Source organism: Streptomyces sp. NPDC102278, assembly GCF_044766345.1.
GTDB lineage: Bacteria > Actinomycetota > Actinomycetes > Streptomycetales > Streptomycetaceae > Streptomyces.
On sequence record NZ_JBIWLV010000018.1, the window covers coordinates 23,427 to 48,915 of the forward strand.

25 protein-coding genes are annotated in these 25,489 nt (G+C 72.4%); 11 read left to right on the forward strand and 14 right to left on the reverse strand.

All coding sequences use genetic code 11. From position 1 onward, the window contains the following. The first annotated feature begins 98 nt into the window (after positions 1–98). The 9 genes from ACIRO3_RS30960 to ACIRO3_RS31000 all read left to right on the forward strand — a co-directional run bounded on the left by ACIRO3_RS30960 (position 99) and on the right by ACIRO3_RS31000 (position 9,436). Complete coding sequence (locus ACIRO3_RS30960; protein ID WP_361784825.1) at positions 99–1,319, forward strand: aminotransferase class III-fold pyridoxal phosphate-dependent enzyme; 1,221 nt, start codon at positions 99–101, stop codon at positions 1,317–1,319. Beyond that, the gene (locus tag ACIRO3_RS30965) at positions 1,312–1,830 is read left to right on the forward strand and encodes an SRPBCC family protein (RefSeq protein WP_361784828.1); all 519 of its coding nucleotides are present in this window, start codon (positions 1,312–1,314) and stop codon (positions 1,828–1,830) included. Before ACIRO3_RS30960 ends, ACIRO3_RS30965 begins: the two co-directional genes overlap by 8 nt. Before the next feature lie 14 nt (positions 1,831–1,844). Beyond that, entirely contained in the window at positions 1,845–2,321 is a 477-nt protein-coding gene (locus ACIRO3_RS30970; protein WP_404142294.1) for a hypothetical protein, read from the forward strand. A gap of 12 nt (positions 2,322–2,333) precedes the next feature. Further along, positions 2,334–3,518 (forward strand): flavin-containing monooxygenase, encoded by a 1,185-nt coding sequence (locus ACIRO3_RS30975; RefSeq protein ID WP_404142297.1) that lies wholly within the window; start codon positions 2,334–2,336, stop codon positions 3,516–3,518. Further along, on the forward strand, positions 3,515–4,873 hold the full coding sequence (locus tag ACIRO3_RS30980; protein WP_404142300.1) for an NAD(P)/FAD-dependent oxidoreductase: 1,359 nt from the start codon (positions 3,515–3,517) through the stop codon (positions 4,871–4,873). The genes ACIRO3_RS30975 and ACIRO3_RS30980 overlap by 4 nt, the downstream gene beginning before the upstream one ends. Then, on the forward strand, positions 4,870–6,243 hold the full coding sequence (locus ACIRO3_RS30985) for a cytochrome P450 (RefSeq protein WP_404142302.1): 1,374 nt from the start codon (positions 4,870–4,872) through the stop codon (positions 6,241–6,243). Before ACIRO3_RS30980 ends, ACIRO3_RS30985 begins: the two co-directional genes overlap by 4 nt. Before the next feature lie 122 nt (positions 6,244–6,365). Then, entirely contained in the window at positions 6,366–7,310 is a 945-nt protein-coding gene (locus ACIRO3_RS30990; protein WP_366001323.1) for a diacylglycerol kinase family protein, read from the forward strand. 3 nt (positions 7,311–7,313) lie between these two features. Then, positions 7,314–7,898, forward strand: a complete 585-nt coding sequence (locus ACIRO3_RS30995; RefSeq protein ID WP_404142305.1) for a flavin reductase family protein — start codon at positions 7,314–7,316, stop codon at positions 7,896–7,898. Continuing rightward, positions 7,895–9,436, forward strand: a complete 1,542-nt coding sequence (locus ACIRO3_RS31000) for an MmgE/PrpD family protein (RefSeq protein ID WP_404142307.1) — start codon at positions 7,895–7,897, stop codon at positions 9,434–9,436. The genes ACIRO3_RS30995 and ACIRO3_RS31000 overlap by 4 nt, the downstream gene beginning before the upstream one ends. A 54-nt stretch (positions 9,437–9,490) precedes the next feature. On the opposite strand, the gene ACIRO3_RS31005 is transcribed toward ACIRO3_RS31000, so the two are convergent. The 3 genes from ACIRO3_RS31005 to ACIRO3_RS31015 form a co-directional block, all read right to left on the reverse strand. Beyond that, positions 9,491–10,987 (reverse strand): LuxR C-terminal-related transcriptional regulator, encoded by a 1,497-nt coding sequence (locus tag ACIRO3_RS31005; protein ID WP_404142310.1) that lies wholly within the window; start codon positions 10,985–10,987, stop codon positions 9,491–9,493. A gap of 657 nt (positions 10,988–11,644) precedes the next feature. After that, positions 11,645–13,357 carry an aldehyde dehydrogenase family protein gene (locus ACIRO3_RS31010; protein ID WP_404142313.1) on the reverse strand — a complete coding sequence of 571 codons (1,713 nt, stop codon included), beginning with the start codon at positions 13,355–13,357 and terminating at the stop codon, positions 11,645–11,647. Further along, positions 13,354–14,910, reverse strand: a complete 1,557-nt coding sequence (locus ACIRO3_RS31015; RefSeq protein WP_404142316.1) for a GMC family oxidoreductase — start codon at positions 14,908–14,910, stop codon at positions 13,354–13,356. The genes ACIRO3_RS31010 and ACIRO3_RS31015 overlap by 4 nt, the downstream gene beginning before the upstream one ends. A 174-nt stretch (positions 14,911–15,084) precedes the next feature. On the opposite strand from ACIRO3_RS31015, the gene ACIRO3_RS31020 reads away from it, so the two are divergent. Next, positions 15,085–16,278, forward strand: a complete 1,194-nt coding sequence (locus tag ACIRO3_RS31020; protein WP_366148774.1) for a helix-turn-helix domain-containing protein — start codon at positions 15,085–15,087, stop codon at positions 16,276–16,278. Here ACIRO3_RS31020 and ACIRO3_RS31025 read toward each other — a convergent pair. The 6 genes from ACIRO3_RS31025 to ACIRO3_RS31050 form a co-directional block, all read right to left on the reverse strand. Next, on the reverse strand, positions 16,265–17,635 hold the full coding sequence (locus tag ACIRO3_RS31025) for an MFS transporter (RefSeq protein WP_404142319.1): 1,371 nt from the start codon (positions 17,633–17,635) through the stop codon (positions 16,265–16,267). The two genes, ACIRO3_RS31020 and ACIRO3_RS31025, sit on opposite strands and share 14 nt — an antisense overlap. Further along, complete coding sequence (locus ACIRO3_RS31030) at positions 17,632–18,777, reverse strand: hypothetical protein (protein ID WP_404142321.1); 1,146 nt, start codon at positions 18,775–18,777, stop codon at positions 17,632–17,634. The genes ACIRO3_RS31025 and ACIRO3_RS31030 overlap by 4 nt, the downstream gene beginning before the upstream one ends. A gap of 73 nt (positions 18,778–18,850) precedes the next feature. Continuing rightward, positions 18,851–19,132 carry a hypothetical protein gene (locus ACIRO3_RS31035; RefSeq protein WP_361784869.1) on the reverse strand — a complete coding sequence of 94 codons (282 nt, stop codon included), beginning with the start codon at positions 19,130–19,132 and terminating at the stop codon, positions 18,851–18,853. Continuing rightward, entirely contained in the window at positions 19,113–20,378 is a 1,266-nt protein-coding gene (locus ACIRO3_RS31040; RefSeq protein WP_366148777.1) for a hypothetical protein, read from the reverse strand. The genes ACIRO3_RS31035 and ACIRO3_RS31040 overlap by 20 nt, the downstream gene beginning before the upstream one ends. Positions 20,379–20,522: 144 nt before the next feature. Next, a complete protein-coding gene (locus tag ACIRO3_RS31045; RefSeq protein WP_404142324.1) occupies positions 20,523–20,828 on the reverse strand; it encodes a hypothetical protein in 306 nt (101 codons plus the stop codon). Between the two features lie 141 nt (positions 20,829–20,969). After that, a complete protein-coding gene (locus ACIRO3_RS31050; RefSeq protein WP_404142325.1) occupies positions 20,970–21,167 on the reverse strand; it encodes a hypothetical protein in 198 nt (65 codons plus the stop codon). A gap of 350 nt (positions 21,168–21,517) precedes the next feature. On the opposite strand from ACIRO3_RS31050, the gene ACIRO3_RS31055 reads away from it, so the two are divergent. Beyond that, complete coding sequence (locus ACIRO3_RS31055) at positions 21,518–22,492, forward strand: LuxR C-terminal-related transcriptional regulator (protein WP_404142328.1); 975 nt, start codon at positions 21,518–21,520, stop codon at positions 22,490–22,492. A gap of 44 nt (positions 22,493–22,536) precedes the next feature. Here the strand turns inward: ACIRO3_RS31055 and ACIRO3_RS31060 are convergent, their stop codons facing one another. The 5 genes from ACIRO3_RS31060 to ACIRO3_RS31080 form a co-directional block, all read right to left on the reverse strand. Then, on the reverse strand, positions 22,537–22,821 hold the full coding sequence (locus tag ACIRO3_RS31060; protein WP_366001308.1) for a hypothetical protein: 285 nt from the start codon (positions 22,819–22,821) through the stop codon (positions 22,537–22,539). After that, the gene (locus ACIRO3_RS31065) at positions 22,818–23,057 is read right to left on the reverse strand and encodes a hypothetical protein (RefSeq protein WP_361784887.1); all 240 of its coding nucleotides are present in this window, start codon (positions 23,055–23,057) and stop codon (positions 22,818–22,820) included. Before ACIRO3_RS31065 ends, ACIRO3_RS31060 begins: the two co-directional genes overlap by 4 nt. 112 nt (positions 23,058–23,169) lie before the next feature. Further along, positions 23,170–24,606, reverse strand: coding sequence for a rifampin monooxygenase (gene rox / locus ACIRO3_RS31070; RefSeq protein ID WP_404142333.1), 1,437 nt, complete (start codon positions 24,604–24,606; stop codon positions 23,170–23,172). Beyond that, entirely contained in the window at positions 24,599–24,829 is a 231-nt protein-coding gene (locus ACIRO3_RS31075; RefSeq protein ID WP_404142335.1) for a hypothetical protein, read from the reverse strand. Before ACIRO3_RS31075 ends, rox begins: the two co-directional genes overlap by 8 nt. 393 nt (positions 24,830–25,222) lie before the next feature. Beyond that, positions 25,223–25,426 carry a hypothetical protein gene (locus ACIRO3_RS31080; protein WP_404142338.1) on the reverse strand — a complete coding sequence of 68 codons (204 nt, stop codon included), beginning with the start codon at positions 25,424–25,426 and terminating at the stop codon, positions 25,223–25,225. Positions 25,427–25,489: the final 63 nt, after the last annotated feature.

A 25,489-nucleotide genomic window follows, 5' to 3' on the forward strand; every position in this document is an offset into this window, starting at 1 on the left:
CGGCCACGAACGGCGCACCGGTCACTTACGGCGCACCGGTCACGGACACCCCGCCGCCGGCGGACGACGCGTGGGTGGCTTCGGCGTACCGACGCACGATGAGCTCGGGCCGCGCCCGTCTGGCCGACGTACTGGGCGGCCAGGTGGAGGTGGAGTCGTCCGGCGCGTGGATCACCACGAGCCGGGGACAGCGGATCCTGAACGTCGGGGGGTACGGGGTCTTCATCACCGGCGCCCGGCACCCCACCGTGGTGCGCGAGGTCGAGCGCCAGCTGCGGACGCATCCGATCGGCACCCGGATCTTCCTCGACCCGGCGGCAGCGCGGGCGGCCGACCTCCTGACGTCGGTGACCCCGCCGGGCCTGGACCGCGTGCACTTCTCGGGATCCGGGACGGAGGCCGTCGAAGCGGCGATCAAGCTCGCCCGACTCAACGGCCGTCGGCGTCTGGTGTCGATGACGGGCGGCTACCACGGCAAGACCATGGGCGCCCTCTCGGTGACCGCGCGGGAGACGTTCCAAAAGCCGTTCCGGCCGCTGCTGCCGGACGTCGAACACGTACCGTTCGGCGACGTCGAGGCGTTGACGCGGACCCTGAGCCGGCATCCGGGCGAGGCCTGCGTGATCGTCGAACCGGTGCAGGGCGAGGCCGGGGTGGTGATCCCGGCCCCGGGCTACCTCCGGGCCGTGCGCGAGGCGTGCACCCGGTACGGTGCGCTGCTCGTCGTCGACGAGGTGCAGTCGGGTCTCGGCCGGCTCGGCGCGTGGTGGGGTTGTGACGCGGAGGGCGTCAGCCCCGACATCCTCCTGTCGGGGAAGGCGCTGGGCGGTGCGGTGATCCCGGTCGCGGCGACCATCGCGACGCAGGAGACCTTCTCCGTCCTGGACCGCGACCCGATCCTGCACACCTCGACGTTCTCGGCGGCGCCGATCGCGATGGCCGCCGTGTGCGGCGCGATCCTGGCGATCCGGGAGGACGGCCTGGTCGAGCGGGCCGCCGCGCTCGGCGCCCGGCTCACACCGGAGCTGGAGCGGATCATCGCCACGTACCTGCCGCACCATCCGTACGAGGTGCGCGGCGCGGGCCTGCTGATCGGGATCGAGTTCGCGGACCCGGCCATGGCGGCGGACCTGTTCATGGCGCTCGTCACCCACGACGTCATCGCGAACCTCTCGCTCAACTCGGATCACGTCGTGCGGCTGACGCCGCCCGCGACGATGACCGATTCCGACGTGGCCTTTCTTTTCGAACGGTTCGAGCGGGCGGCCAGGTCGGTCGCCGAGCGGAACCCCGAGTACGAGGTGCCGGCACATGCGTAGCCTGGAATTGAAGTTGCAGTCGTTCACCGCGGACGCGGACCTCGCGTACCGGCGCATCACCGACTTCGAGAAGTACCCGGAGTTCGTGGACGAGGTGCGCTCCGTCGTCGTCCACGGGAACAAGGGCGACGAGCCGCTCGTCAGCGAGTGGGACATCCTCTTCCGCAACGGTCCGCTGCGCTGGTCCGAGGTGGACTACCTCCAGCCGGACCTGCGCCGGATCGTCTTCGAACAGACCGCCGGGGACTTCGACGTCTTCCGCGGGTCCTGGCGGGTGGAACCCATCGCGGGCGGCTGCGAGGTGACGTTCGAGGCCAGCTTCGACTTCGGCATCCCGAGCCTGGCCGGCGTGCTGGAGCCCATCGCGACGAAGGTCCTCAAGGAGGCCATCGCCACCATCGTGTACCGGCTGCTCGGGGAGGCGCACGTCGTCGGCGATCCGGCGACGGCCATGGCGGTGACCGCGCGGCTGGGCGCCCGTCGCGAGCCCGACACCGCGCTGTCGGCGTAGTCAGGAGGCCGGCGATGGATCACGTGAACCGGTTCGAGAGCCGGGTGACCTTCCGACTGCTGCGCGCGGAGTACGCCGTCGCGCTCGTCGTGAGCGCGGCGCTCATGCTGCTGCACCTGTCGGAAGTGCGCTGGTGGGTGGCGGTGCTGCTGTTCGTCTACATCGACCTGATCGGCTACATCCCGGGGGCGATCGCGTTCCGGCGCGCCCCGGACGGTCGGATCCCGAAGGTCTACCACGTCCTCTACAACACGATGCACAGCTTCGTCACGCACGCCGTCGTCCTCGGCGTCTGGGCGGCGGTCGCGGGCTTCGAGTGGGCCTTCCTCGCCGTGCCGATCCACCTGTGCGGCGATCGCGCGATCTTCGGCAACTTCCTGAAGTCCTTCCACGTGCGGTTCGAGCCGGTGGCGGTCCCCGCGTTCGTGGAGTTCGAGGAGCGTGTCGTCGCACAGCACACCGCGGAACATTCGACGCCCGAACGGGTCTGAGGTGAGGAACACATGTCCGTGCGCAGTGAACGCCCGATCAGTGAACGCCCGATCATCATCGGCGCGGGGCCGGGCGGCCTCGCGGTGGCCTGGACGCTGAAGGAGGCCGGTCTCGATCCCCTGCTCATCGACCGGGAGAAGATCGCCTGCTCCAGTTGGCACGCCTACTACCCGTCGCTGCGGATGAACTCGTGGCGCCGGTTGAGTTCGCTGCCCGGCATGCGGCTCTCCGCGGAGTTCGGCCCGTGGCCGATGCGCAACGACTTCCTCGCCTACATGAAGAAGTACGTCGAGGTCCTCGACCCGGACGTGCGCTACGAGACCGAGGTGCACCGCGTCGATCGGGAGGCGGGCCGCTGGGTGGTGCGGACCTCGGGCGGGGACCTGCACACGCGCACCGTCGTCGTCGCGACCGGTCTGCACCGCAAGCCCTTCGTGCCGGACTGGCCCGGACTGGACGAGTTCGAGGGCGAGTTCCTGCACGCCCGGTCCTACACGGTGCCCGATTCCTTCGTCGGCAAGGACGTCCTGGTGGTCGGCTGCGGCCCGACCGGGATCGACATCGCGGTGGCGGTGGCGAACGCCGGCGCGTCCCGGGTGCGGATGTCGATCCGCAACATGCCGGTGCTGTTCAAACTCAGCCCGACCACGTCGTTGCTGTGCCAGGCCATCAAGCACGGCCCGCTGCCGCACGCGCTGGTCAACCGGGCCAGTCTGCTGATGCACAAGATGCAGTGGGGCGACCTGTCGGAGTACGGTCTGGCCGCGCCCAAGGAGGGCACGATGGCGGGCGTGGCCCGCATCGGGCACTCGTACGGGGCCATCGACCGCGGCCTGATACCCGCCGTGCGGGACGGGTCGATCGAGGTCGTCACCGGGGTCACCGGGTTCGACAAGAAGGCCGTGCTCCTCGAAGACGGCGCGAGCATCAAGCCGGACGTCGTCATCGCCTCGACCGGACAACGGCCCGACATGGAACGCTTCCTGGGGCACCTGGACGTCCTGGCGCAGCCGGGCGGACGTCCGATCGTCCACGGCGGCCGGACCGCCGCGCACGCGCCCGGAATGTACTTCCAGGGCTACCGGCTGCCCCCCGGGCAGCTGCCCGACATGGCGGTCGACGCCCGGGCCATCGCCCGCGCCGTCACCGGTGGCCGCCGGTTCCCCCTCGCGGGCGTGCGCGGGAGGCGCCGGTGAACGGCTCCGGGACCCCTTGGGCGAGCGGCGGGGACACGGTCGCGCGCCCCCGCCTGCACGGGCGCCTGCGCTGCGACGTCGCCGTCGTCGGCGCGGGGCTGACCGGGCTGTCCACCGCGGTCGAGCTCCTCGAACTCGATCCCGACCTGAGGGTCGTGGTGGTGGAGGCGGACCACGTGGCGGCCGGTGCGAGCGGCCGGGGCACCGGGCTGCTCGGCCCCCGGGTGGGGCCGCCGCTGCGGGTGGCCCGCCGGCGGTACGGCGACGACGTGGCGCGCGCCTGCCACCTGTGGTCGATCGCGGCGGTCCGGCACGTCCTGGACCTGGTGCGGCGCCACGAGATCGCGTGCGACCTGACCCCGGGGAGCCAACTCGTCGTCGCCCGCGACGAGAAGGGCGCCGAGGAACAGCGGCGGGAGGCCGATGCCGCCGGCGCCCTGGGACTGCCCGTCGCGCTGGTCGAGCGGGACGAGCTGCCCGCCGTCGCCTCCCGCCATCTCGGCGGACTGCGCTACGGAGGGGCCGCGACCCTGGACCCGGCCGCGCTCACGGGGCAGCTCGCCAGGATCGGTGAGCAGCGCGGCCTGACCGTCCTCGAACGCAGTCCGGTGCGCGCCGTCCGGCGGGGGCTGCTGACCACGCTCGCCACCGACGACGGCGAGATCGTCGCCGATCACGTCGTGGTGGCGGTCAACGCGTTCGGTGCGGCGCCGGGCGCGCCGGCGGGGGTGGTGGGGGTGCGGGTGCAGGCCGGGGTGACGCGCAAGCTCCCGCAGGAGGCGCTCTCCGCGTTGGACGGTTTGCACTCCGAGCCCCTGATCGAGCACGGCGAGCTGTCGCCGTACTTCCGGCTGACGCCCGACGGGCGGCTGGTGGTCGGCGGCGGCGCGGTGCGGCGGGGCCCCTTCGGTTCCGTGGCGCCCGCGCCGGGCCGGCTGCGGGCGGCCGTACGGGCCCTGTCCCCGACGCTCGCCGACGTGGAGATCGAGTCCTCCTGGGCGGGTCCGGTCGCCATGACGCGCGACGGGCTCCCGATCGTCGGTCACCACCGCGACGAGCCCGGCCTGCTCCACGCCGGGGGGTGCAACGGGCACGGGCTCGCGGTCTCGGCGTACAACGGCGCCCATCTGGCGCGCCGGATCGTCGAGGGCGCCGGGGACGACCTGTCGTTCGCCCTGCCGTGGGTGCGGTCGAAGGGGCCGTGGGTGCCCCGGGGGCGCCTCGTGGACCGGGCGCTCGACCGCTATCTGGCCCATCTGAGCGCCGAGACCGGACGGTCGTCGGCGCCGGGCCCCGGCCCGGTCGCCGCGCCGGCCGGGCGGAGCAGCCACGCACGACGGACGGAGAGCACATGAGCAGGGTCGGGCGCGACAACGCGAGCGCCAACGAGCGGTTGATGACGTCGGCGTCGATCAGCAACGTGTCGATCACCGGGTCGATGGACCGGATGCCTCCGGGACCGTCGGAATCGGTGCTGCGGCAGACCATCAGGTTCCGGCGGGGGCGCCAGCACTACCTGCCGCTGATGCACGACCGGTACGGGGACATCGTGACCCTGCGGGTGGTGCCGGGCGGCCCGTTCGTCATCCTGCGCGATCCCGAGCACATCAAGGAGGTGTTCCGGGGCGCTCCGGAGGTCTTCCACGCGGGCGAGGGGAACTCGCTCCTCGTGCCGATCGTCGGCCGCCATTCGCTGCTGACGCTCGACGCCCCCGATCACAAGCCGGCGCGCAAGCGGATGATGCCGCCGTTCCACCACGACCGCATCGCCGCGCTTACGACGACGATGCGGGAGATGGCCGAGCAGGAGGCGCGCGGTTGGCCGGTCGGCGAACCGGTCCGGTTCCTGGACCGGGCGTACGCGCTCACCCTGGAGATCATGGTCCGGGTGGTGTTCGGCGTCGACGACCTGCGGCGCGCGGCGGAGCTGAGCGCGGCCCTGCGCCGGGTGTCGGACATCGGCCTGTCGGACATCCTGGTGTGGATCCGCCCCGAACTCGGCCGGGTCTGGCCCTGGCGCAACGTGGTGCGCAACCTCGAACACGCCGACGCGCTGATCTACGCGGAGATCGCCCGGCGCCGCCGCGATCCCGGGCGGTCGGGGCGCACGGACGTCCTGTCGATGCTGGTGGAGAGCGAACCCGACGACGAGGTCGTGCGCGACGAGGTGATGACGCTGCTCGTGGCGGGGCACGAGACGACCGCGGTCGCGCTCGCCTGGCTCTTCGAGCGGCTGCTGCGCCACCCCGACGTCCTGGCGCGGGTCCGCGAGGGGCTCGACGATCCCAAGGACGCGTACCGGACCGCGGTCTTCAAGGAGGCGCTGCGGGTCCGGCCGGTGATCCACAACGTGGCCCGGCGACTGACCGAGCCGATCGAGCTGGGGGGGTACCGGCTTCCGGCCGGCGTCGCGGTGCTGCCGTCCGTCGGGGCCGTGCAGTGCGATCCGCGGTTGTGGGGCGCCGACGCGAGGCGCTTCCGGCCGGAGCGGTGGCTGGAGGGCTCGCCGCCGCAGAACGCCTGGATCCCGTTCGGGGGCGGCGTACGCCGGTGCATCGGCGCCATGTTCGCCCAGGTGGAGGTGGAGACGGTGATGGCGGGGGTGCTGCGGACCGTGGAACTGCGGGCCGTCGATCCCGGGGACGAGGGCAGCGCCATGAACCACATCACCATGATCCCCAAGCGGGGGGCGCGGGTCAGCGTCGTGCGCCGGCTCCGTCCGTAGCGCCGGCCGGAGCGCCGTCGCCGGCCGGAGCGCCGTCGCCGGCCGGAGCGCCGTCGCCGGTCCGAGCGCCGTCGCCGGTCGGGAACAGCGTGTCGAGAAGCAGCATCAGGAGAGGTGGGAGCATGACACGAGGTCTGCGCGTCGCCGTGGTGGTCAACCCGGCGGCAGGGGGTGACGGGGATCGGATGGTGGCCGCCCTGGAGGCGGTCGGCGCCGCCGAGGTGCGCACCGTACGGACGACCGCCCCGGGCGATGCCCGCGACATCGCCTTCAAACTGGCCGGCGCGGCGGAGCCGCCCGACCTGATCGTCAGCGTGGGGGGCGACGGCACGGTCTGCGAGGTGGCCACCGGCCTCTTCCGTGCCGGTGAGGCGGGCGCCGGCGCGGTCCCGCCGCTCCTGGTCGCGCCGGGCGGCACCGGGAACTCGGTCTACCGCGGGCTGTGGAACGACGAACCGTGGGAGAAGGTGGCCGCGCTCGCGCTGCGCGGCGGGGCGGCCGTACGGACGATCGACCTGGCCCGGATCGAGCAGAACGACCACGTCGTGGTGCTCGGCTCCGGCAGCGGGCTGTTCGCCGCGACGTTGCTGGCCGCGCGGAACCGGCCGGAGAAGGGCCGGGACCTGTTGATGGCGGCCGCGCTGGCCGCGATGGAGGACCACGAGCCGTACCCGGGACGGGTGACCGTCGACGGGAAGGTGCTCCACGAGGGCGGTGTCGTCGAGACGATCGTCGGCGGATTCCGTTACCGCGGCGGGCTGTTGAACCTGGTTCCGACATCGATCGTCGACGACGGCCTGCTCGACGTCACGGTGGTGACCTCGGCCGTGGACATGGCGGCCTTCGCGCAGGCCGCCGTCCTGGGCGACGTGCACGACGTCCCCGGCATCCTGTGGGGCCGCGGGGAGCGGATCACCGTCGCGGACACCGGTGGTCGGGCGGTGCTGTTCGAACACGACGGCGAGGTCATGCCGCGGAACACGCCCTCCTACGACATCCACGTCGTCCCCGCGGCTCTGACCGTGCTGACGGCGGCGGACGCGCCGGCCTGGTTCAAGGAGGGCTGACCCGTGGTGGGTGTCGGTTCCCTGCGAACGGCCGAGGCGGCGCCGAGCGACGCGTCGTGCCGCGCGTACTTCCGCAAGCTCACGGCCGGCGTCGCCGTCGTGACCGCGTGCGGCGACTCCGGGTGGTCGGGAACGACCGTGAGCACCCTGACGAGCGTGTCGATGGATCCGCCCGTCGTGCTGTGCTGCGTGTCCCGCGAATCGCGCACGGTGGCCGCGATCCGGCACGCCGGGCGCTTCGCCGTGCACCTGTTGTCCGAGGACCAGCGGTACCTGGCGGAGCGGTTCAGCCGGCCGCCCAGCGACAGTGCGCGGTTCGAGGACCTGGGTCACGAGGTCCGGCTGGTCCGCGGCGCCCCGTCGATCGCGGGGGCGCTGACGATCGGCTGGTGCGAGGTGTACTCCCTGGACGAGGTCGGCGACCACGTCGTGGTGTACGGACGGCTGACCGCCGTGCGCGTCGGCGACGGGCGACCGCTGCTGTGGCACGAGCGCGCCTACCGCGCGCTGGAGGACCGGACCGGTTTCCCGAGCGGCACGGGGCGCGCGCTCCCCGTGCCGCCCCACGACGGGGGTACCCGCACATGACGTCCACCAGGCCCGTCGCCGTCGCGCCGGCTCCGCCCGACGACCGTCCGGGGGCGAGCCTGACCACCAGGCTGGCCGCCTGGGCCCGGACGGTGACGTACGAGGACATCCCCGAGCACACCCGGGCGGCGGCGCGCAGTCAGCTCGTCTCGAACCTCGCGGCCGTGCGCGGTTCGTTGGAGCACCCCGTCGGCGCGAGGATCGTCGGCGCGTTCGGTCCCCCGCTCCAGTCCGACGCCGGTCGGTCCGCCTACGTCCTGGCGGCCCTGGCGACGGCGCTCGACTTCGACGAGGTGGCCTACTCGGGGCACGTGTCCGCCGGCGCGGTGAACGTCGCGATCGCCGAGGCGGTACGGGGCGGCCTCGACGGGAGGTCGCTGCTGACCACGATCGTCGTGGCGAACGAGTGCGCGGCGCGCGTCTCGGCGGCCACGATCCTCAGCCCCTTCTTCCGCGGCCAGACGAACACGCACTGCCACCTGGCGAGCGCGGCGGCGGCCCGGCTCCACGCCCGGGGCGCGTCGGAGCGGGAGTGGACGGCGGGGCTGGGCATGGCGTTCGGGATCCTGGCCGTTCCCCTCCACCACGGGGTCGTCACCAGCGACGTCAAGGCGCTCGGCGCGGCGGCGCCGATCCGCCTGGCGCTCGACGCGTGCGACGCCGCGGCCCACGGGTTGGCCGGGCCGGACACGATCCTCGAACACCCCGAGGGGTTGTTGGCGCACCTGTCGGCCGTGCCCCTGCCGGACGCGGTGACCGAGGGGTTGGGGCGGCGCTGGCACACGGACACCCTGACGTACAAGCGCTTCCCGGGCAGCGCCTACCTGCACGCCGCCTTCGACTGCGCCGAACGCCTCCACCGGCGGCTCGGCGCGCTCGACGCCTCTCGCGTGCGGCGCGTCCTCGTCCACGGCTCGCTGCTCACCTGGCAGATGGAACGCAAGGTCGCCCGGGACCTGCACGGCACCGACACCAGTGTGTCCGCCGCGACCCTGTCGATCGGGTACGGCGTCGCCACGCTGCTCTCGACCGGGGCCTTCGGGGTGTCGGACCTGACCCCCGCGGCGATCGCCGACGAGGCCCGCTGGTCCCTGGCGGACAAGGTCACGGTCGAGCACGACATGCTGCTGTCGGAACGGATGGTGCGGGCGACGTCCCCGCTCGGCGAGGCCCTGCGACAGGCGGGCGACCGGGCGCTGGACTGGCCCGAACTGCACACGTGGGGCGGTGCGGACGTGCCGCGGATCCTGGCCGGGCTGGGCGCCCCGGAGGAGACGCTGGAGAACGCCACGATGGCGATCGGCGCCAGGGTCGCCGTCGAACTGGTCGACGGCACCGTCGTGACGGAGGAGTGCGAGGCCTTCATCGGCTCGGCGGGCCCGGCGACGCGCCGGGACCACCGGTCCCTCGTCCGCGCGAAGTTCCGGGCCGTCGGTGGCGCGGACGACGTGCTGTCCGAGTTGGAGGACGTCGACGTGCTCGATCCGGCCGGGACGGAGCGGGCCCTGCGCGGGGCGGTGCGCGTGGATCACCACTGAGTCCGGCGGTCGCGGATCGGGCGGTCGCGGCTCCGGTGGTCGCGGCTCCGGTGGTCAGGAGTCCGGTGGTCGGTCGAACTGCGCGACGATCGGGCCGAGTTTGACGCGCGTCGAGATCGAGAGCTTGCGGAAGATGTTGCGCAGGTGGAAGTTGACGGTGTGCGGGGAGAGGTCGAGTTGCTTGGCGACCTGTTGGTTGGTCATGCCGCGGCCCACGAACCGCGCGATCTCGCTCTCCCTCAGGCTCAGTGAGGCGATCGGCCTCGGCTCGGGGGGCGCGGGGTCGGCGGCTTCGGCCCGCGCCCGCGCCTGCGCGGTACGCGCGTGGTCGTCCGCGGCGGCCGTCGGTCGGGCGGCAGGTTGTGGGGCGGTCGGTCGCCGGGGGCGGGCCGGGGCGGCGGCGAGCGGCTTCGGGTCGGGGGCCGCCGGCGGGGAGGGCCGGTGCGGCGCCGGGGCCGCGGGCTGCCGGTCCGCGCCGAAGTCCAGGAGCGAGGTCAGTTCGGGCTTCTCCCCCGCCGCCGCGGCCCGCGCGCTCTGCGCGGCGCTCTCCAGCAGGGTGAACCCGCGGTTGTCGTTCGCCAGCCGTTCGATGGCCCGCAGGCAGCGGTCGGCGAGGGCGGTGTCCCCGGCCCGGCGTGCGACGGCGATCAGCCACGCCGGTCGTGCGGGGTCCTCGATGAGGCTCGCCGAACCGGTGTTGAGCAGGTGCCACTTGGCACGTATCTGCTCGGCGGCCGCGTGGGGCCCCTCCTGCGCGGCGACGAGGGCCGTTTCGGCGAACGCGGCGCGCGCGACGGAGTCGGGCAGGGCGTAGTGGTCGACCTTCGCGTGGAAGGAGTCCAGGGATTTCACGGCCCGGCCCCAGTCGCCGAGCGCCAGGTGGGCGGTCGCCGCGACGGAGAGGGCGAGCTTCACGCCGACGGCCGAGTCGTGTTCGTCGCTGACGCGCACGGCCGACGAGGCCGCCTCGATCGCCTGGTCGAACCGACCGGCCTGGAGGTGCAGTACCGAGCGCAGTGCCTCGGGCAGGGACCCGAGCACGTGGAGACCGGTGCTGTCGATGAGGTTGTCGAGGTCGCGCACGACGCGGTGTGCCTGGAGGGAGATGTGGATGTCACTGAGCTTCTTGGCGAAGAGCAGGTAGGCGTAGACGCGCCATACCGGGGCCACGTCGTGGGAGTGCTCGACGGCGGAGCGGTTGAGCGACAACCCCTGGAGCAGGCTCCCGGAATGCCAGTGCTCGTCCGATTCGACGCACAGGGCGGCCACTTTGAGCGCGTCCGACCCGGAAACGCTCTCGTCGGCCGCCTCGGCCATCCATCGCTTCGAGTCAGCGCCGATCACGGACCCCATGAACAGCCGGAGCGCGATCACGTCCCGGTACCCGGGCATGGACCCGTCCAACTCGTCGAGCGTCCGGTCGACGGCGGCCAGCGCGTCGCCGATGTCACCTCGGACGAATGCGATCCGTGCGTCGTCGAGCGTCCGGAGGATATCGATGGGTAATGATCCGGAGCAATAGGAATTGATGAGGTAGAGAATATCGCTCATGGATGTCGGGGCGGCGGATTCTAAATTGGATGAATTCCGAACCTTCCGCTCCGCGCCGCTCTGCGGCCCTTCCATCTTTCCCCCCGGTTGAGCTTCAAGGTCGGGCCGGCCGCCGCCGGTCCGCCGCCCGCCTCCGACGACGGCTCCGACTCGGTCCGCACCGGCAGGGGGTGACGGGACACGAACGGCCGCCATCGGCGGTGATTTGCGGCAGCCTCGCCGGGGACCGGAGTGAATGAGGTCGACCCCTTTACCACACGACCCTTGCCTCCTGTCCACACATTGACCCATTTCCGCATGGCCCGGGCAACCCTAAATCGCGCGGGTGTTCAATTGCTAGACCTACCCACAAGTCACCCGGATCCTCGTACGAATTCCCCACGAATGAGAATGGCCAATTTTCGAGCCCGACTTGGTGCCGGGAATCCCGTTCATTTCGCTTGTCAGTGATTGGCCTGATTGCATCGGTTTCATGCCGTTCCTCGCCACCGGTCGCGGGCGGCGAGGCACGGCCGGAGGCCGCGCACGACGGCGAGGGCGGCCCGGCGGGGGTGACGCGGACGACACGGTCGCCGAATGAAATCGGCCCGGACCACGAGGTCGTGGTCCGGGCCGCGATCGGGCCTGGCGTTCGGTGCCGGGCGCGGGGCGCCGGGCTCAGCCGCGCAGCGCGGAGGCGAAGATTCCGGGCAGCGCCGACCAGCGGGGCGCGGCGGCGAAGTCGGCGAGCAGCCGGCCGGTGCCGGCGGCGGTCCGGTTGCCGACGAACCACGGGGGCTTCGGGGACAGGGAGAGCTCCCCGTGCACGAGGGAGCGCGGAGCCGGACGGAACGGGCCGCGTACGACAGTCCGTTCGGGGCCGTCGAGCAGGATCGCGTTGTGCACGACCCCGATGCCGCTCTGCACGTCGTCCACGGTGTGCCCGGGGAAGGCGCCCCACGAGGCGTTCGCCGTCAGGTAGCCGACACCGGTCCAGGCGTTCACCGCGACGGTGCCGTACCGCAGTTCGGCGATCGCCTCGTCCAGCGCGGGGCCGAGGTCGGCGAGGGTGCCCGGGTGCGCGATGAGGTTCACGCCGAGCGTGCCGGCGAAGTCCTCGTTGGCGGTGCGGACGGCGACGTCCAGGAACTCCCGCGCGTTGCCGGGCAGTTCGACGACGCCGAGTACGGGGGCGAAGTACTCGGTGGTCAGCAGCGGTCCCGGCGCGCTCGGGTCGACGCCCTCGACGAGGACGCGTTCGTCGAGGACCCGGGCGTCCGGGTAGGCGTCCAGGGCCTGCCGCACCCGGTCGTCGCTGCCCGGGTAGTAGGCGGGGCGCGTCGGGGCCTGGGCCAGCGCCGCGCGCAGATGGGTGAGGAAACGGTCCTTCTGGGCCCAGTCGGAGCCGATGACCACGACCTGGGACGCCACGCAGTTGTACCCGCCGTTGTGGAGCCGCTGGGTGGCCACGTGCTCGGCCTGGAAGCGCAGGTCCGCCTCCGACCAGGCGCCGGGGAGCACGAGGGTCGGCGAGACGCCGCCGAGTTCGCTGGTGACGGGCTTGGTCAGCAGCGGCGTCCCGTTCCTCTTGCGGTCGGCGCCCTCGGCGCCGGCGCCGAAGACGATCGCGTCGTGCGTGGCGGCGCTGCCGGTCATGTGCACGTGCCCGACGGACGGGTGGTGGACGAGCCGGGCCCCGACGTCGGCGCCGCCCGTCAGGATCCGTACCGCCCCCACCTCGATCAGCGGGGCCAGCACCGCGCTGAACACGTCGAACAGGCCGTCGGTGATCGGGTTGAGCTTGAGGGCGACGACGCGGTTGTGGGCGTACAGCTCGTACAGCACGTCCAGCACCGGGATGGAGGTGATGTTGCCGGCGCCGAGGACCACCCCGACCCCCGCCGTCCGCTCGGGCCGGCGCTGGCCGAGGCCGGCCCGCTCGCGCATCCGGGCGGCGCTCACCCCCGGGGGCATCCACACCTCGGCGGAGAACCCGCTCAGCAGCAGCCGGTCGTGGATCCCGTGCGGCAGCACCCGTACGGCGACGCGTCCGCCCGGCGCCTCGGCGAGGGAGAACCCGTCGACCGGGCTGCGTCCGCCCGCCAGGGCGCGCACGCTCTCGGCGAGCGCGGCCGTACCGGTCAGCACCGGGTAGGGGCCGGACATCCACTCCTCGCCGAGCAGCGGGCTGCCGTCGGGCAGGCGCTTGTACGCCGCCGCCGCGCGCACCCAGGCCTCGGACTGCGCGGCGGTGGCGGCGCGCACCTGCTCCAGCAGCCGCGCGCGCCGCGGGAGGTCGCAGGCCGCCCAGGCGGCCTCGCCCCGAACGAGTTCGGCCAGGGCCCGATCGACCCGCGCCTCCTGCTCCGCGGTCGGCGCCGACGTGGTCATCGCACGGTCTCCTTGATGAGGTCGGCCGCCTTCTCCGCGGCCATGATCGTGGGGGCGTTGGTGTTGCCCCGGGGGACCGTCGGGAACACCGACGCGTCGACGACCCGCAGCCCCTCCACCCCCAGGACGCGCAGCTCGGGATCGACCACGGACCCGATGGCACAGGTCGAGGTCGGGTGGAACAAGGTCATCCCGGACCGGCGCGCCCAGGCCAGCACGTCGGGCGCGGAGTCCGACTCGGGGACGTCGAACTGCCCGGTGATCATGTCGGCCAGTGGGGCCTGCGCCGTGATGTCGAGGGCGATCCGGACCCCTTCGACGAGGCAGTCGCGGTCCTCGGCCGTCGTCAGGTAGTTGTGCAGGATCCGCGGGGCGGCGTCCGGTCGCGGCGAGCGCAGCGTCACCTGGCCGCGGCTGGTCGGGGCGAGCACGCAGGGGCCGAGCGCGAACCCGTGTTCCGCGACGGGGCCCAGACCCTCCTGGTGGAACAGCACCGGGGCCATGTGGAGCTGCCCGTCGGGGAGCGCGACGTCCTCGCGGCTGCGGAAGAACCCGCCGGCCTCGCCGATGTTGGAGGTCAGCGGGCCGCGGCCCTCACCCTGGAGGAGGGCGGCGTTCTCCGGCGCCGCGGCGCTCAGCAGCGACTCCACGTGGGTGCGGAAGTTCAGCAGCGCCATGTAGTGGTCCTGAAGCCCGCGGCCGACGGGGAGGTCCGCCACCACGTCGATGCCGAACGGCGCCAGCGCGGCGGCCGATCCGACTCCGGACAGCATCAGCAGCTTCGGGGACTCGTAGACGCCGGCGGAGAGGATCACCTCCCGTTCGGCGCGGACCAGCTCGACGGCGCCGCCGCGTTCCACCTCCACCCCGGTCGCCCGGCCGCCTGCGATCAGCACCCGGTGGGCCCGGGTCGCCGGCAGCACCGTGAGGTTGTCCCGGGACAGCGCGGGGTGGAGCCAGGCGACGGCCGTACTGCACCGCATCCCGTCGCGCTGGGTCAACTGGTACGTGCCGACGCCCAGTTGGGTCTCACCGTTGAAGTCGTCGTTGCGTTTGTGCCCGACCCGTACGGCGGATTCGACGAAGGCGGCGGCCAGCGGGTGCCGGGACCGGCCCTCGCTCACCCGCAGGGGCCCTCCCACCCCGTGGAAGGCGTCCTCCCCGCGCTCGTTGTCCTCGGAGCGCCGGAAGTACGGCAGCACCTCGTCGTAGGACCAGCCGGTGGCCCCGGCCGCCGCCCAGCCGTCGTAGTCGGCCGGGTTGCCGCGCATGTAGATCATCGCGTTCATCGAGCTGGACCCGCCGAAGACCCGTCCCCGGGGCAGATAGGCGCGGCGGCCGTCGAGTCCCGGTTCGGGTTCGGTGTCGAGGTCCCAGTCGACCTGGCTCTTGAACAGCGTGCCGAAGGCGGCGGGAACGTGGATCTCCTGGGCGGTGTCCGGGCCGCCCGCCTCGATCAACGCCACGCGGACGTCCGGGTTCTCGGAGAGGCGTGCCGCCAGCACGCACCCCGCCGACCCGGCTCCGACGATGACGTAGTCGTAGGTGTTCATCCGCTCTCCTTTGTTCCGCCACGGTTGTGCGACCGCCGCCTTCGAGGAACGGCGGTGCGACACACGCTGTCCGCGATTTCACCTCTCCACGGCCGATCCGGCCATGGGCAGGAGGCCGGAAAAAGCCCCGTTCCCTTGTGCCCACGCACACACGGCGGCACCTAGAATCGGCGCGTGACAGCAGAGTTGGGATCCGACGAGCGTGTCGCGTCACTGGTCGGCCGGTTGCTGGTCGACGTGGATTCGCTCGCCGACGAGCTGACCGTCGAGATCGTGGACGGCGAGGACTCCTACGCCCAGAGCACGGTGCTGGACCGGGACCGGTTGCGCGCCGTGGTCCGCGACAACCTCCTGACGCTGCTGACGGCGTTGCGGGGCGGGCCGAGCACGCTGGAGGCCCCGCGCGCGGCCGGACGGCTCAAGGCCGAGCAGGGCATCCCGCTGGCGGCGCTCCTGCACGCCTACCGGATGGCCGGGCGGTTCATCTGGGACCGGCTGCTCGTGCTGACCTCGGAAGAGGAGTGCGCGACCGAGTTGCTGCCCAAGGTGTCCGACATCTGGATGGCGATCGACGAGTACTCCAGCGCGGCCGCCGAGGCCTACCGGACCACGGTCGAGGTCCGGGTCCGACGCGACACCGCGGCGCGCAGGGTGATGCTGGCGACCCTGCTGGACGGCCGGGCCGGGACCAGCGCCGGCGCGTGGGAGATCGCGCGGGTCCTGAAACTGGACCGCAAGGGGCTGTTCCTCGTGGTGTGCGCCGAGACCCACGACGGCGAGGACTCGCTGCTCGGCATGGGCGACCGGCTCCGGGCCGTCGGCATCGGCTCCGAGTGGGTCGCCCAGATCGGCGCCCTGGCGGGTCTGATGACGCTTCCGAACGAGCACATGGTGGAGACGGCCGTCGACCGGCTCACGGACACCGCGCGCTGCCGCCTCGGTGTCAGCCGCCCCTTCAGCGCCCCGATCAACGCCCCCACGGCGTGGCGCGAGGCCCAACTGGCGGTGCAGTGCCTCCCGCCGGAGGCCAACGGGGTCCACCTGTACGGAAGTTCCCCGATCGCCATCCTCGCGGCCGCCTCCCCGGACACCGCGGCGGAGGTGGCCCAGGCCGTGCTGGGGCCGCTGCGCGCGTTGCCCGAGGTGGAGCAGACCACGCTGCTGGAGACCCTGCACACCTGGTTCGCCAGCGGCGGTTCCACGGCGGTGGCGGCGAAGCGTCTGCACTGCCACCGCAACACGGTCCTGTACCGCCTCAACCGGATCGCCGAACTGACCGGACGGCGCACCACGGACGCCGAGTCGTCCGCGGAGCTGTACGTCGCCCTCCAGGCCGTCCGGCTGGGCTCCGGCCTCAGGATCGCGTGACCTCCCCCGGGTCCCGCGCCGGCGCGGGGTGCAGCGGGGTCGCGCCCAGGGCCTCGCGGTCCTCGGTCCCGAAGGTGGACCAGAGCGCGGCGGTCAGGACGAGGAGCAGACCGAAGGCGAGGTAGATCGCCTGTCCGCCGAAACGGTCGAAGAGGAAGCCCGTCACCAGGATCGCCGCCGCGCTGACGATGCGGATGACCGCGTCGAGGAGGCCGTTCCAGGTACCGAGGACCGCCGAGGGCGCGCGCAGTTGGATCAGCAGCCCGGCGGACCGGAGGTAGACGGTGAAGCCCAGCCCGAACAGGATCAGCCCGGCCGCCAGCAGCCACCGCGTCTGGCCGAGGAACGCGGCTGTCAGGGCCCCCGCGCCGGCGAGGGCGGGGGCCCAGCGGAGGCTCGTGTAGATCCCGTCCGGGCCGGCCTTGGCGACGGCGAGGCCGCCGATGATCGCGCCGATGGTCGAGAAGGCCAGGAAGGATCCGGCGCCCGCCGCGGTCATGTGGAGCGTCTCGCGCATCAGGGAGAGCACGGAGAGGATCACCGTGGAGAGCGCGAGGACGGTCAGCCCGTGGAAGGTGGTGAACCTCCGCCACGCCCGGCTGCCGGTCAGCGTCCGGGCCACCTCCCGCCGGGAGGGCAGCGGGGCGCGCTCGGCGCCCCCGCCGTCCCCGGCGGCGTCCGGCTCGGCCGCGTCGTCCGGTGTGCTCCGCCGCAGGGGGCCCTGCGCCCGGATCACGACGGCGACGAAGGCGGCGAACAGGGCCAGCGCGAGGACCTGGAGACCCGCGGCGACGAGCAGGGCGCGCGAGCCCGGGAGGAGGGCGATGACGAGGCCGGCCACGACCGGGGAGAGCAGTTCGGAGGCCGACCGGACGGTGCCGCCGAGGGCCTGGACCCGGACGAGGGCCCGCGCGTCGAGGATCCTCGGCAGGAGGACGAACAGGGCCATCTCGCCGACGTGGTGGACGAGGTCCACCGTCGCCGCCGCGACGACGATCGCCCACAGGTGTGAGGAGAGGAAGGTGCTGCCGAGTCCGATGAGGACGAAGACGCCGATCTTGACGAGGTAGGACACCACCAGGACGGTCTTCGGGTCACCCCGGTCCAGCAGCGGGCCGGCGGCGACGGACGCGACGACCTCGACGCCGTACCCGACGAAGTACACCAGGCCGACGGTGCTCACCAGCCCGGAGAGGTCCAGCGCCAGGTTGGCGAACGCGATGTCGTAGATGCCCTCGCTCATCGAGCGGGCCAGCACCAGTGCGGCGAAGACCACGAGCAGCAGGGTCAGCCGGGGGGAGCGGACGGCGAGGGTGGGGTGTTCCTTCGCCGCCGGCTTCTGGTTCGTCGCGGTCACCGGTAGGCCAACTCCCTGACGACGGTCTCCGCGAGGGCGGCACCGGGCGGATCGAAGGTGGGGGGTAAGGCGTCGTCGGGGACGGGGACGAACAGCCGCGGCATCCGCGCGGTCGCGTCGTGGACCTCGTACTCCACGCGGTAGTGCAGCGTCCCGCTGCCGCGTGCGCGCATCAGCACGCCGGGCTCGATCGTCAGCACGACGCGCGGGTCGCGGGGGAAGGGGATGACCTGGGTGGCCCCGAAGGTCGGGGAGTCGGCCCGGCGGTCGACCAGTTGCAGTTCCATCTCGGGATTGTCGTACAGGAGGGGGGACAGCTTGAGGGTGAGATGGGGATGGGCGCTGAAATGTCGCGGCCATTGGCCGGGAAGGTCGCAGACCATGGTGTCGGCGAGGCCGTTGCCGACGTTGGCGCCGATCCCGTACGAGTCGTCGCGGATGGACTGGTAGGAGCCGACGGCGGCGCCCACCGTGGCGAGGTCCGAGCCGGGCAGCTCCGGCCGGTCGCGGCCGAGGTCCTGGTCGAGGTAGTAGCGCCGCAGCTCGCCGTCGATCTCCGCGGTGGCGACCACGCCTTGTTCCGTGGCGCCGCCGCGCCAGCTGCGGGAGACCGCCTTGGAGATCAGGAACTGGGCGGGCACGGGAAGCTCGACCGTGTTGGCGACGGTCCTGGGGCGGCCGGCCCGCATGGTCTCGACGGGGTACGTCGCGTTGTCCTCCAGGGGGTGCCACGGCGAGGAGGAGTCCTCGGGGGCGAGCACCGAGTAGTCGTTGCGGGTGGTGACGCTGCCGAGCCCCTCGAACCAGTGGGCGTAGCCGGGGGGAACGGCCAGGACGCACGATCCGTCCGCCGGCACCTCGATCTCCAGTTTGCGGTCGTACTCGGGCGAGTTCTCGCGGCAGTCGTACATGTGCACGGTGACGGGCGGGGCGTCGGCCTCGCCGTAGAAGGACAGCCGGTCGTACTGCCCGAGGTGCAGGGCGTACTCCTCGTAGGCGAAGTGCGGGCTGTGGACCATGTAGTGGTACGGCCGGTCGTTGCGCGAGGACCTCACGTGCCGCGCACCCGGCAGGCCGGATTCGGGGCCCGTGGTGCGGGTCTTGGTCATGATCAGGTGCGGCTTCGGGAGGGCGACGGGCATGGCCGGCTTCCTTTCTGAACGCCTGCGGAGCGGGCGCACGCGTGGGTGCGCCCGCTCCGTGCGGCCTGCGGGACTACTGGATGGTGGTGACCGAGACGCCCTCCGGCAGGGCGGCCTTGAACTCCTCCACGTCACCGAAGGCGCGGGAGGTGATCTTCTCCTCCGTCTCGGGGTCCAGGACCGACGACGCGATCTTGCCGAGGATGCTGCGGAAGTACTCGGGGGTCTCGAAGTACGGCTCCAGGGCCGAACGGAGGTTGCCGAGGGCCGCACGCGCCTCCGGGTCCGTGACGTCGTCGAACATGGCGTCGAGGTCGTTCTTCCAGGCGTTGGTCTCAGCGCTGGTGATGGACATGGGGTACTTCCTTCCGGTGGGTGAGGGAGATCGCCTTCGCCTCCATGCGGGCGAGGGCGTGCAGTGCGGCCCCGGGCAGGTACGGTGCGTCGTCCCGCTCGGGAGTGCTGGGACCGGTCTCGGACGGGTCCGCCGTGGTGGCGTCGCGGCCGAGCCGGTGGCGGGGACCCCAGGGACTGAGGTCCAGCAGCTCCGTCTCGGCGCGCAGCCAGATGCGGCCGCTGCCGGTCAGCCGGTACCAGGTACCGGGTGGGACGCGGACGCCGATCGTGGGGTCGCCGAGACGGATGACGGAACGTTCGCCGTCCGCGTCCACCACCTCGATCCGCGCGTCCGTGCTGCCCGCCAGCCAGGTGAGGCGCCGGCGGGAGAACTGGTGCCGGACGAACCGGCCGTCCTGACCGTCGAGTTCCACTTCGAGGACGTCCGAGGTGCAGCTGTCCGTCGAGGGGACGACGGTGAAGGACTCGGGTCCGGTCAGGACGAAGTTGTTGCGGCTGATCAGTGGATGGGCGTCCGCGGGGGTCGCCTCGGCCGCCCGCCAGTCGGGCCTGATCGTGGCGTAGGTCGTCCGGCCGCCGATGGACACCCGGAACCGCGCGGCGTACGCCTCCTGGATCTGGGAGTTCGTCCGCTGCGACATGCGGGACAGCAGCATGTGGGCGGAGACCGGCAGCAGGTGGCGGTTGGTGCGCACCACGGGGGCCCGGTCGGCCGTGCGCAGGAAGGACACCAGGTCGTTGTCCGGTTCCCAGTCGGGGTTCCGGTCGGCGTACCAGACGGGTTCGTCGCGGGTGACGACTCCGCCGAGGCCGTCGAGGGTGTGGGCGACGCCCTTCGGGATGATCAGGACGCGGTGCGGCGAGACGTCCAGCTCGATGGTGATCTCGTCCCCGAGCTGTGGCGAGTCCTCGCGGCAGTCGATCAGGTGCACGCTGATGCGCCGGCGCTCGCCGAAGAAGGTGAGGCGGTCGTCCTGGCCGACGTGGATGCCGAAGGTGGAGTAGGCGAAGTCCTGCTCGTGCGTGACGTAGTCGGTGATGCCCGGCCCGTTGGAGATGCGGGTCACGCTCACCACCGCGGTCGTGCCGTCGCCGGTACTGACGTTGTTCTGCCGGAGCTGCACGCCGGGGAGGGGGAAGTCCCGGTCGTTGACCTCGTCGGGGACCGGGAAGGTTCCGATGTGGCGGCGCCCGGTGGTGCGGTCGAGTGCCGCGGGGGACCCCGCGTCGGCGGTTTCGAGCATGGTCGATTCCTCTCTGTGCCTCGATCGTGGTGGCCGGCGGAGGGGCGCGGCGGGCCGGGCCGGGGAGCGCGGTGGGTGGGCCCGGGGGGCGTGGTGGGTCGGGGGGCGTGGTGGGCCGGCGGGCGTGGTGGCCGGGGCGTGCGCCTATGCGGGGTCGCGCCGGTCCTCGTTGGTGGTCCCGTTGGCGTGCGGGTCGTCCGACAGGCGCCAGGTGGTGAGTCGCGGGGTGTGCTCGATGGCCCGCAGGCAGGCCGCGCGGGCGGCCAGCAGGGCCTCGGCCTCGCAGTCGGCGAGGAGGAACAGCACCAGGTCGATCCGGCCGGGTTCGACGCGTGTCCAGAGGTGCTCGACCCGGTCCGCCGGTGTGAAGCGGGCCATGAGCAGTTCGGTGAGGGTGGCCGGGGCGGGGTGCGTTCCGGGACCGACCAGCCGCATCGTGATCATGTGCATGTGGCCTCCGGTCGTGCGCCCGCGCCGTGGGTCGTGCGCCCGCGCCGTGGAGGGGCCGGTGTTCCGCGGCCCGTGTACCGCGGCCCGCGATCCGTACTCCGTGGACCGTGCTCCGCGTTCGCTCGCGTGGCGGGGGGAGCGTCAGCCGATGTGCAGGGGGGTGCCGCCGCCGTCGACTGGTGAACCGCCGTCGCCGAGGGGGGTGCCCCATCCGTAGCCGTCGCCGGCCGTCACGTGCCGGACCGGCGCGGGTTCGGCGGCGGCGATGGCGGCGGTGGAGGTCCCCGGGACGGTGAGCAGGGCGACGGAGGTGAGCACCAAGGCGACGATCCGGGACATGACGAACTCCACCCTTCGAGGTCATTTGGTTCGCGACTGTTCCTGCGCTTTCACCCTGTTTTGCGGGGTGTTGCGGTCGATGGCTCAAGACTGTCCGACCGCGGGCCCGATGTCACCAGCCCGAGGCGGGCCTCAAGGTGCCTGGCACCTTGGAGCCACTTCGGCGCCCGCTCCCGGATCATGCCCGGCCCGGCTCCGGGCGCGGCTCCGGGCGCCGCTCCGGGCGCGGCTCCGCCCGCACGCCCCGGGCCGGATGACGGTCGGTTGTCTCCAATTGGGGCTTGAGGAGTTCTCGGCCATGCGCAAGCCTGGACCGACCTGACGGAGGTCGCGACCAGGGGGAGACCGCCATGCTGCAACTGCTCGGGCTGTCACCACACGCGGAGGCCGTCTACCGGGCGACGCTCCGCCATCCCGATCACGGAGTGGCGGCCCTGCTGGAGGACACCGGCCTGTCCGAGCGCCAGGTACGGGCCGCCCTGGACGAGCTGGCGGCCCTGACCCTCCTCAAACCGTCCGACCAGTTCAACGGCCGGCTGAGACCCGTCAGCCCCGAAGTGGGTCTCGCCGCGCTCCTGGCCTCGGCCCAGGCCGAGTTGGCGTCCCACCAGGCCCGGGTCGAGACCACGCGCGCGGAGATCGCCGCCATCGCCGCCGAGCACCGCGGGGCCCGCGCGTTCGACGGCGCCACCCGGCTCGAAGGGCTGGACGCGGTCCGGGTCCGGCTGGAGGAGTTACAGCGGATCACCGAGTTCGAGTGCCTGTCCCTCAACCCGGGCGGTGCGCACCGGCCCGACGCCCGGAACGCCGCGACCCCCCTCAACGAACAGGCCCTGGAACGCGGCGTCGTCATCCGGGCGGTGTGCCGGGACAGCTTCCGCAACGACACCGACACCCTCGCCTACGCCCGCTGGCTGATCGAGCACGGCGGTCGGATGCGCACCGTACCCACCGTGCCCATCCAGATGATCATCGTTGACCGCAGGGTCGCGATCCTCCCCCTGGACCCGGCCGAACCCCGCGCGGGCGCGCTGGAGGTGCACAGTCCCGGCGTCGTGGTCGCCCTGTGCGCGCTCTTCGAGCAGATCTGGGAGGCCGGCTCCCCCGTCGGCGAGCAGACGCCCGCCGACGACAACGGGTGCACTCCGATGGACCGCACCCTGCTGGGAATGATCGCCGCCGGGGACACCGACGAGTCGGCCGCCCGCAAACTCGGCATCTCGCTGCGCACGGTCCGCCGCATGATGGCGAACCTCATGGAGCGCCTGGAGGCGGCCAGTCGCTTCCAAGCGGGCGTGAACGCCACGAAGCGGGGGTGGCTGTAGACCCGCTGTGGGACCGCCCGCACGATGCGGGGGCCCGTAGCGCGCTACATCGGCGCCGACCAGACCTCGGGTCCCCCGCCGCGCCATTCCACGAATCCCGGGTCGGCCAGGTCGGCGTCCTGCGCGTCCTCCATTCCGGCGGCGGCCAGGAAGATCGCGATGTCCTCGTACCGGTAGGCGGTGCCCAGGCTCCGCCCGTCGCACAGCACCCGGCGCCATCCGCGACCGTCCGGCGGGTGGACGACCAGACGGGGCACGGCCGAGCCGCCCTCGCCGAACCGCTCGCCCGGGTCCTCCGACCGGTCGGGTTCCTGACAGGAATCCCTCATGCCGCCGTCACCCAACCGCGTGCTCGCGCCAGCCGGCGCAGTTCCACCCGACCGGCCGGCGACCTGTTCGGCTCCGCCCAGTAGGCGTGCGCCGCGATACGGCAGGACAGGACGATCAGACGACGGCGCAGCACGGCCGTACCGGCCTCGGCGGGCAGCCGGGCCAGCTCCCGATAGATGCGGAGCCATTGGACCTGGAGTTCCACCAGGTCGTCGGGGAAGGGAGTGCGTGCCATCCCCTAATTCAATCACGTGTTCGATTTCCAGCGCGAACGCGCACCTCCGGGCCGCACGGCGTGTGCCCAAGTTCGTGCGGGGCCACGACGTGGTCGCGGCGCGGCATCGCGCTCAGCTGGCCGGGGCGCCGAACCACCTGGGGAGTGCGTCCAGCAGGTCCCGCTGGTCGTCGCCCACCCAGGCCACGTGGCCGTCCGGCCGCAGCAGCGCCGCGGGCGCGTCCGGTTCCTCGTCGACGTCGACGACGTGGTGGACCCGGTCGGTCCAGCCTTCGACGGAGAGCCCGCCGGTCCGGTCGAGGAGGATCCCGCGGCCGTCGCGCATCAGCTCGTAGAGGCGACCGCGCTTCAGCTCCACGTCCCGCATCCGTCGACCGAGCAGTTCGTGCCCCTCGCCGAGGTCGTAGCGGACGTCGACGGCGGTGATCATCCCGGTCACGTACCGGTTCACCTCCTCGAAGTCCATCAGCTTGGAGAACAGCTCGCGCAGCGCGGTCGCACCGGGATCGGCCCCCAGCAGGGTCATCTGCGCGCGGGTGTTCTCCAGTACGTCGGCGCCCACCGGATGCCGCTCGGCGTGGTAGGTGTCCAACAGGCCTTCCGGAGCCCACCCGTTGACCGCGGCGGCCAGCTTCCAGCCGAGGTTGAACGCGTCCTGCACGCCGAGGTTGAGTCCCTGCCCGCCGGTCGGCGGGTGGATGTGCGCCGCGTCGCCGGCGAGCAGCACCCGGCCCACCCGGTAGCGCTCGGCCTGCCGGGTGGCATCGCCGAAGCGGGAGAGCCAACGCGGCGAGTGCGCCCCGAAGTCGGTGCCCGCGCAGTCCCGCATCCGCTCCTTGAACTCCTCCAGGGTGGGCGCGGTCGCACGCTCCTCGGTCACCCCCGCGGCGGGCACCACGACGCGGTACACCCCCTGGTTCCCGTCCACGTCGGGTTGGACACCGAACCGCAGTTGCCTCGTACGGACTTCCTCGACCACGGCGGCGATCGTCGCCGGGTCCTCGGTCAGCTCCATGTCCCCCAGCAGGGTCTCGACCCTGGCGGGCTCGCCGGGGAAGCCGACGCCGAGCAGCTTGCGCACCGTGCTGCGGCCACCGTCGCAGCCGACGACGTAGCGCGAACGCAGATGCGTACCGTCCGCCAGTTCGACGCTCACGCCGTCCTCGTCCTGGCTCAGCCCCACCAGCTCGCAGCCGCGCCGGATCTCGGTCCCGAGTTCGAGGGCCCGTTCGTCGAGCAGCCGCTCGGTGACCGGCTGCGGGGTGGCGAGGCCGTAGGGATGGGCGGTGTCCAAGCGGTCCGGCCACGGTTTGACGACTCCACCGAAGAGCCCGCCGACCTGGAACTTCTCACTGACGGCGAGGAACCGGTCCAGGAGGCCGCGCTGGTCCATCAGCTCGACGCTGCGCGCGTGCAGGCCGCGACCGCGGGACTGCCCGGTCGGCTCGGTCAGCTTCTCCAACACGACCACGTTCACTCCGGCCGGCCTCAGTTCGCAGGCCAGCATCAAACCGGTCGGTCCGCCACCGACCACGATCACGTCAATCATCACAACGCCCATTCAACGATTCGATTTCGGCCGGTCGCTCCGCGCATTCCGATGGGGGGGCCGATGCCGATCCCCGAAACCGCGACAGCGACAGCGACAGCGACAGCGACAGCGACAGCACGACATCGACAACCGGGATCAACACCCCGGATTGACGAAGCGCGCGGATTCGCGCATCCGGGATGTCCGCGGATTCCGGCTTCGATCGGAGATTCTGCGGCACGACGGGGGCCTTGCCGCAAGGCCCCCCGTGCGCTATATCTTGAACATGGCAAGGAGTGGGCATCTCCTTGCCATTGCTGTTTTCTGGACCCGGATCCTCAGGACGTGCGGGACGTGCGGGACGCGGAGGACGTGCGGGACGCGGGGAGCCTGGTGGCCGGGGCGGTGCGGGTCTCGCGGCTGCGCAGGACCGACGCGAGAACCGCCCTCTGGAATGGCGGCAGCGTCGGTGCCACGCGGCGGCTCAACTCCGACAACCGGCAAGACGTCTTCTCAGTCATGCGCCGCGTCTACCCCGCGCGAGGCCGCGGACGCACACGGCGAACACCTCGGCGGTTCACCTCACGGGCAGACGTGAGGTGAACCGCCGAGGTGTTCGTCGCGCGGGGCAACGTCAGCGTCTGCGCCCCCATCCCGACCGGCGACCGGTGCCACCGCCCGTGCGGGCGCCCGAACCGACGCCCCCGAGGTGCAGGGCCAGTACCGCCAGTCCCAGCAGCATCATGTTGACGGATGACAGGACGTCATTCGTGTCGATACCCGCCGCGTTGATGACGAACGCGATGAAGAACAGTACCGCCGCAGCGATGGCCAGCATGTGGACCTCCCTCTCGAACAACCGTGCCGACCGTGTGCCCCGCATCCCCCCGCGCACACCGGC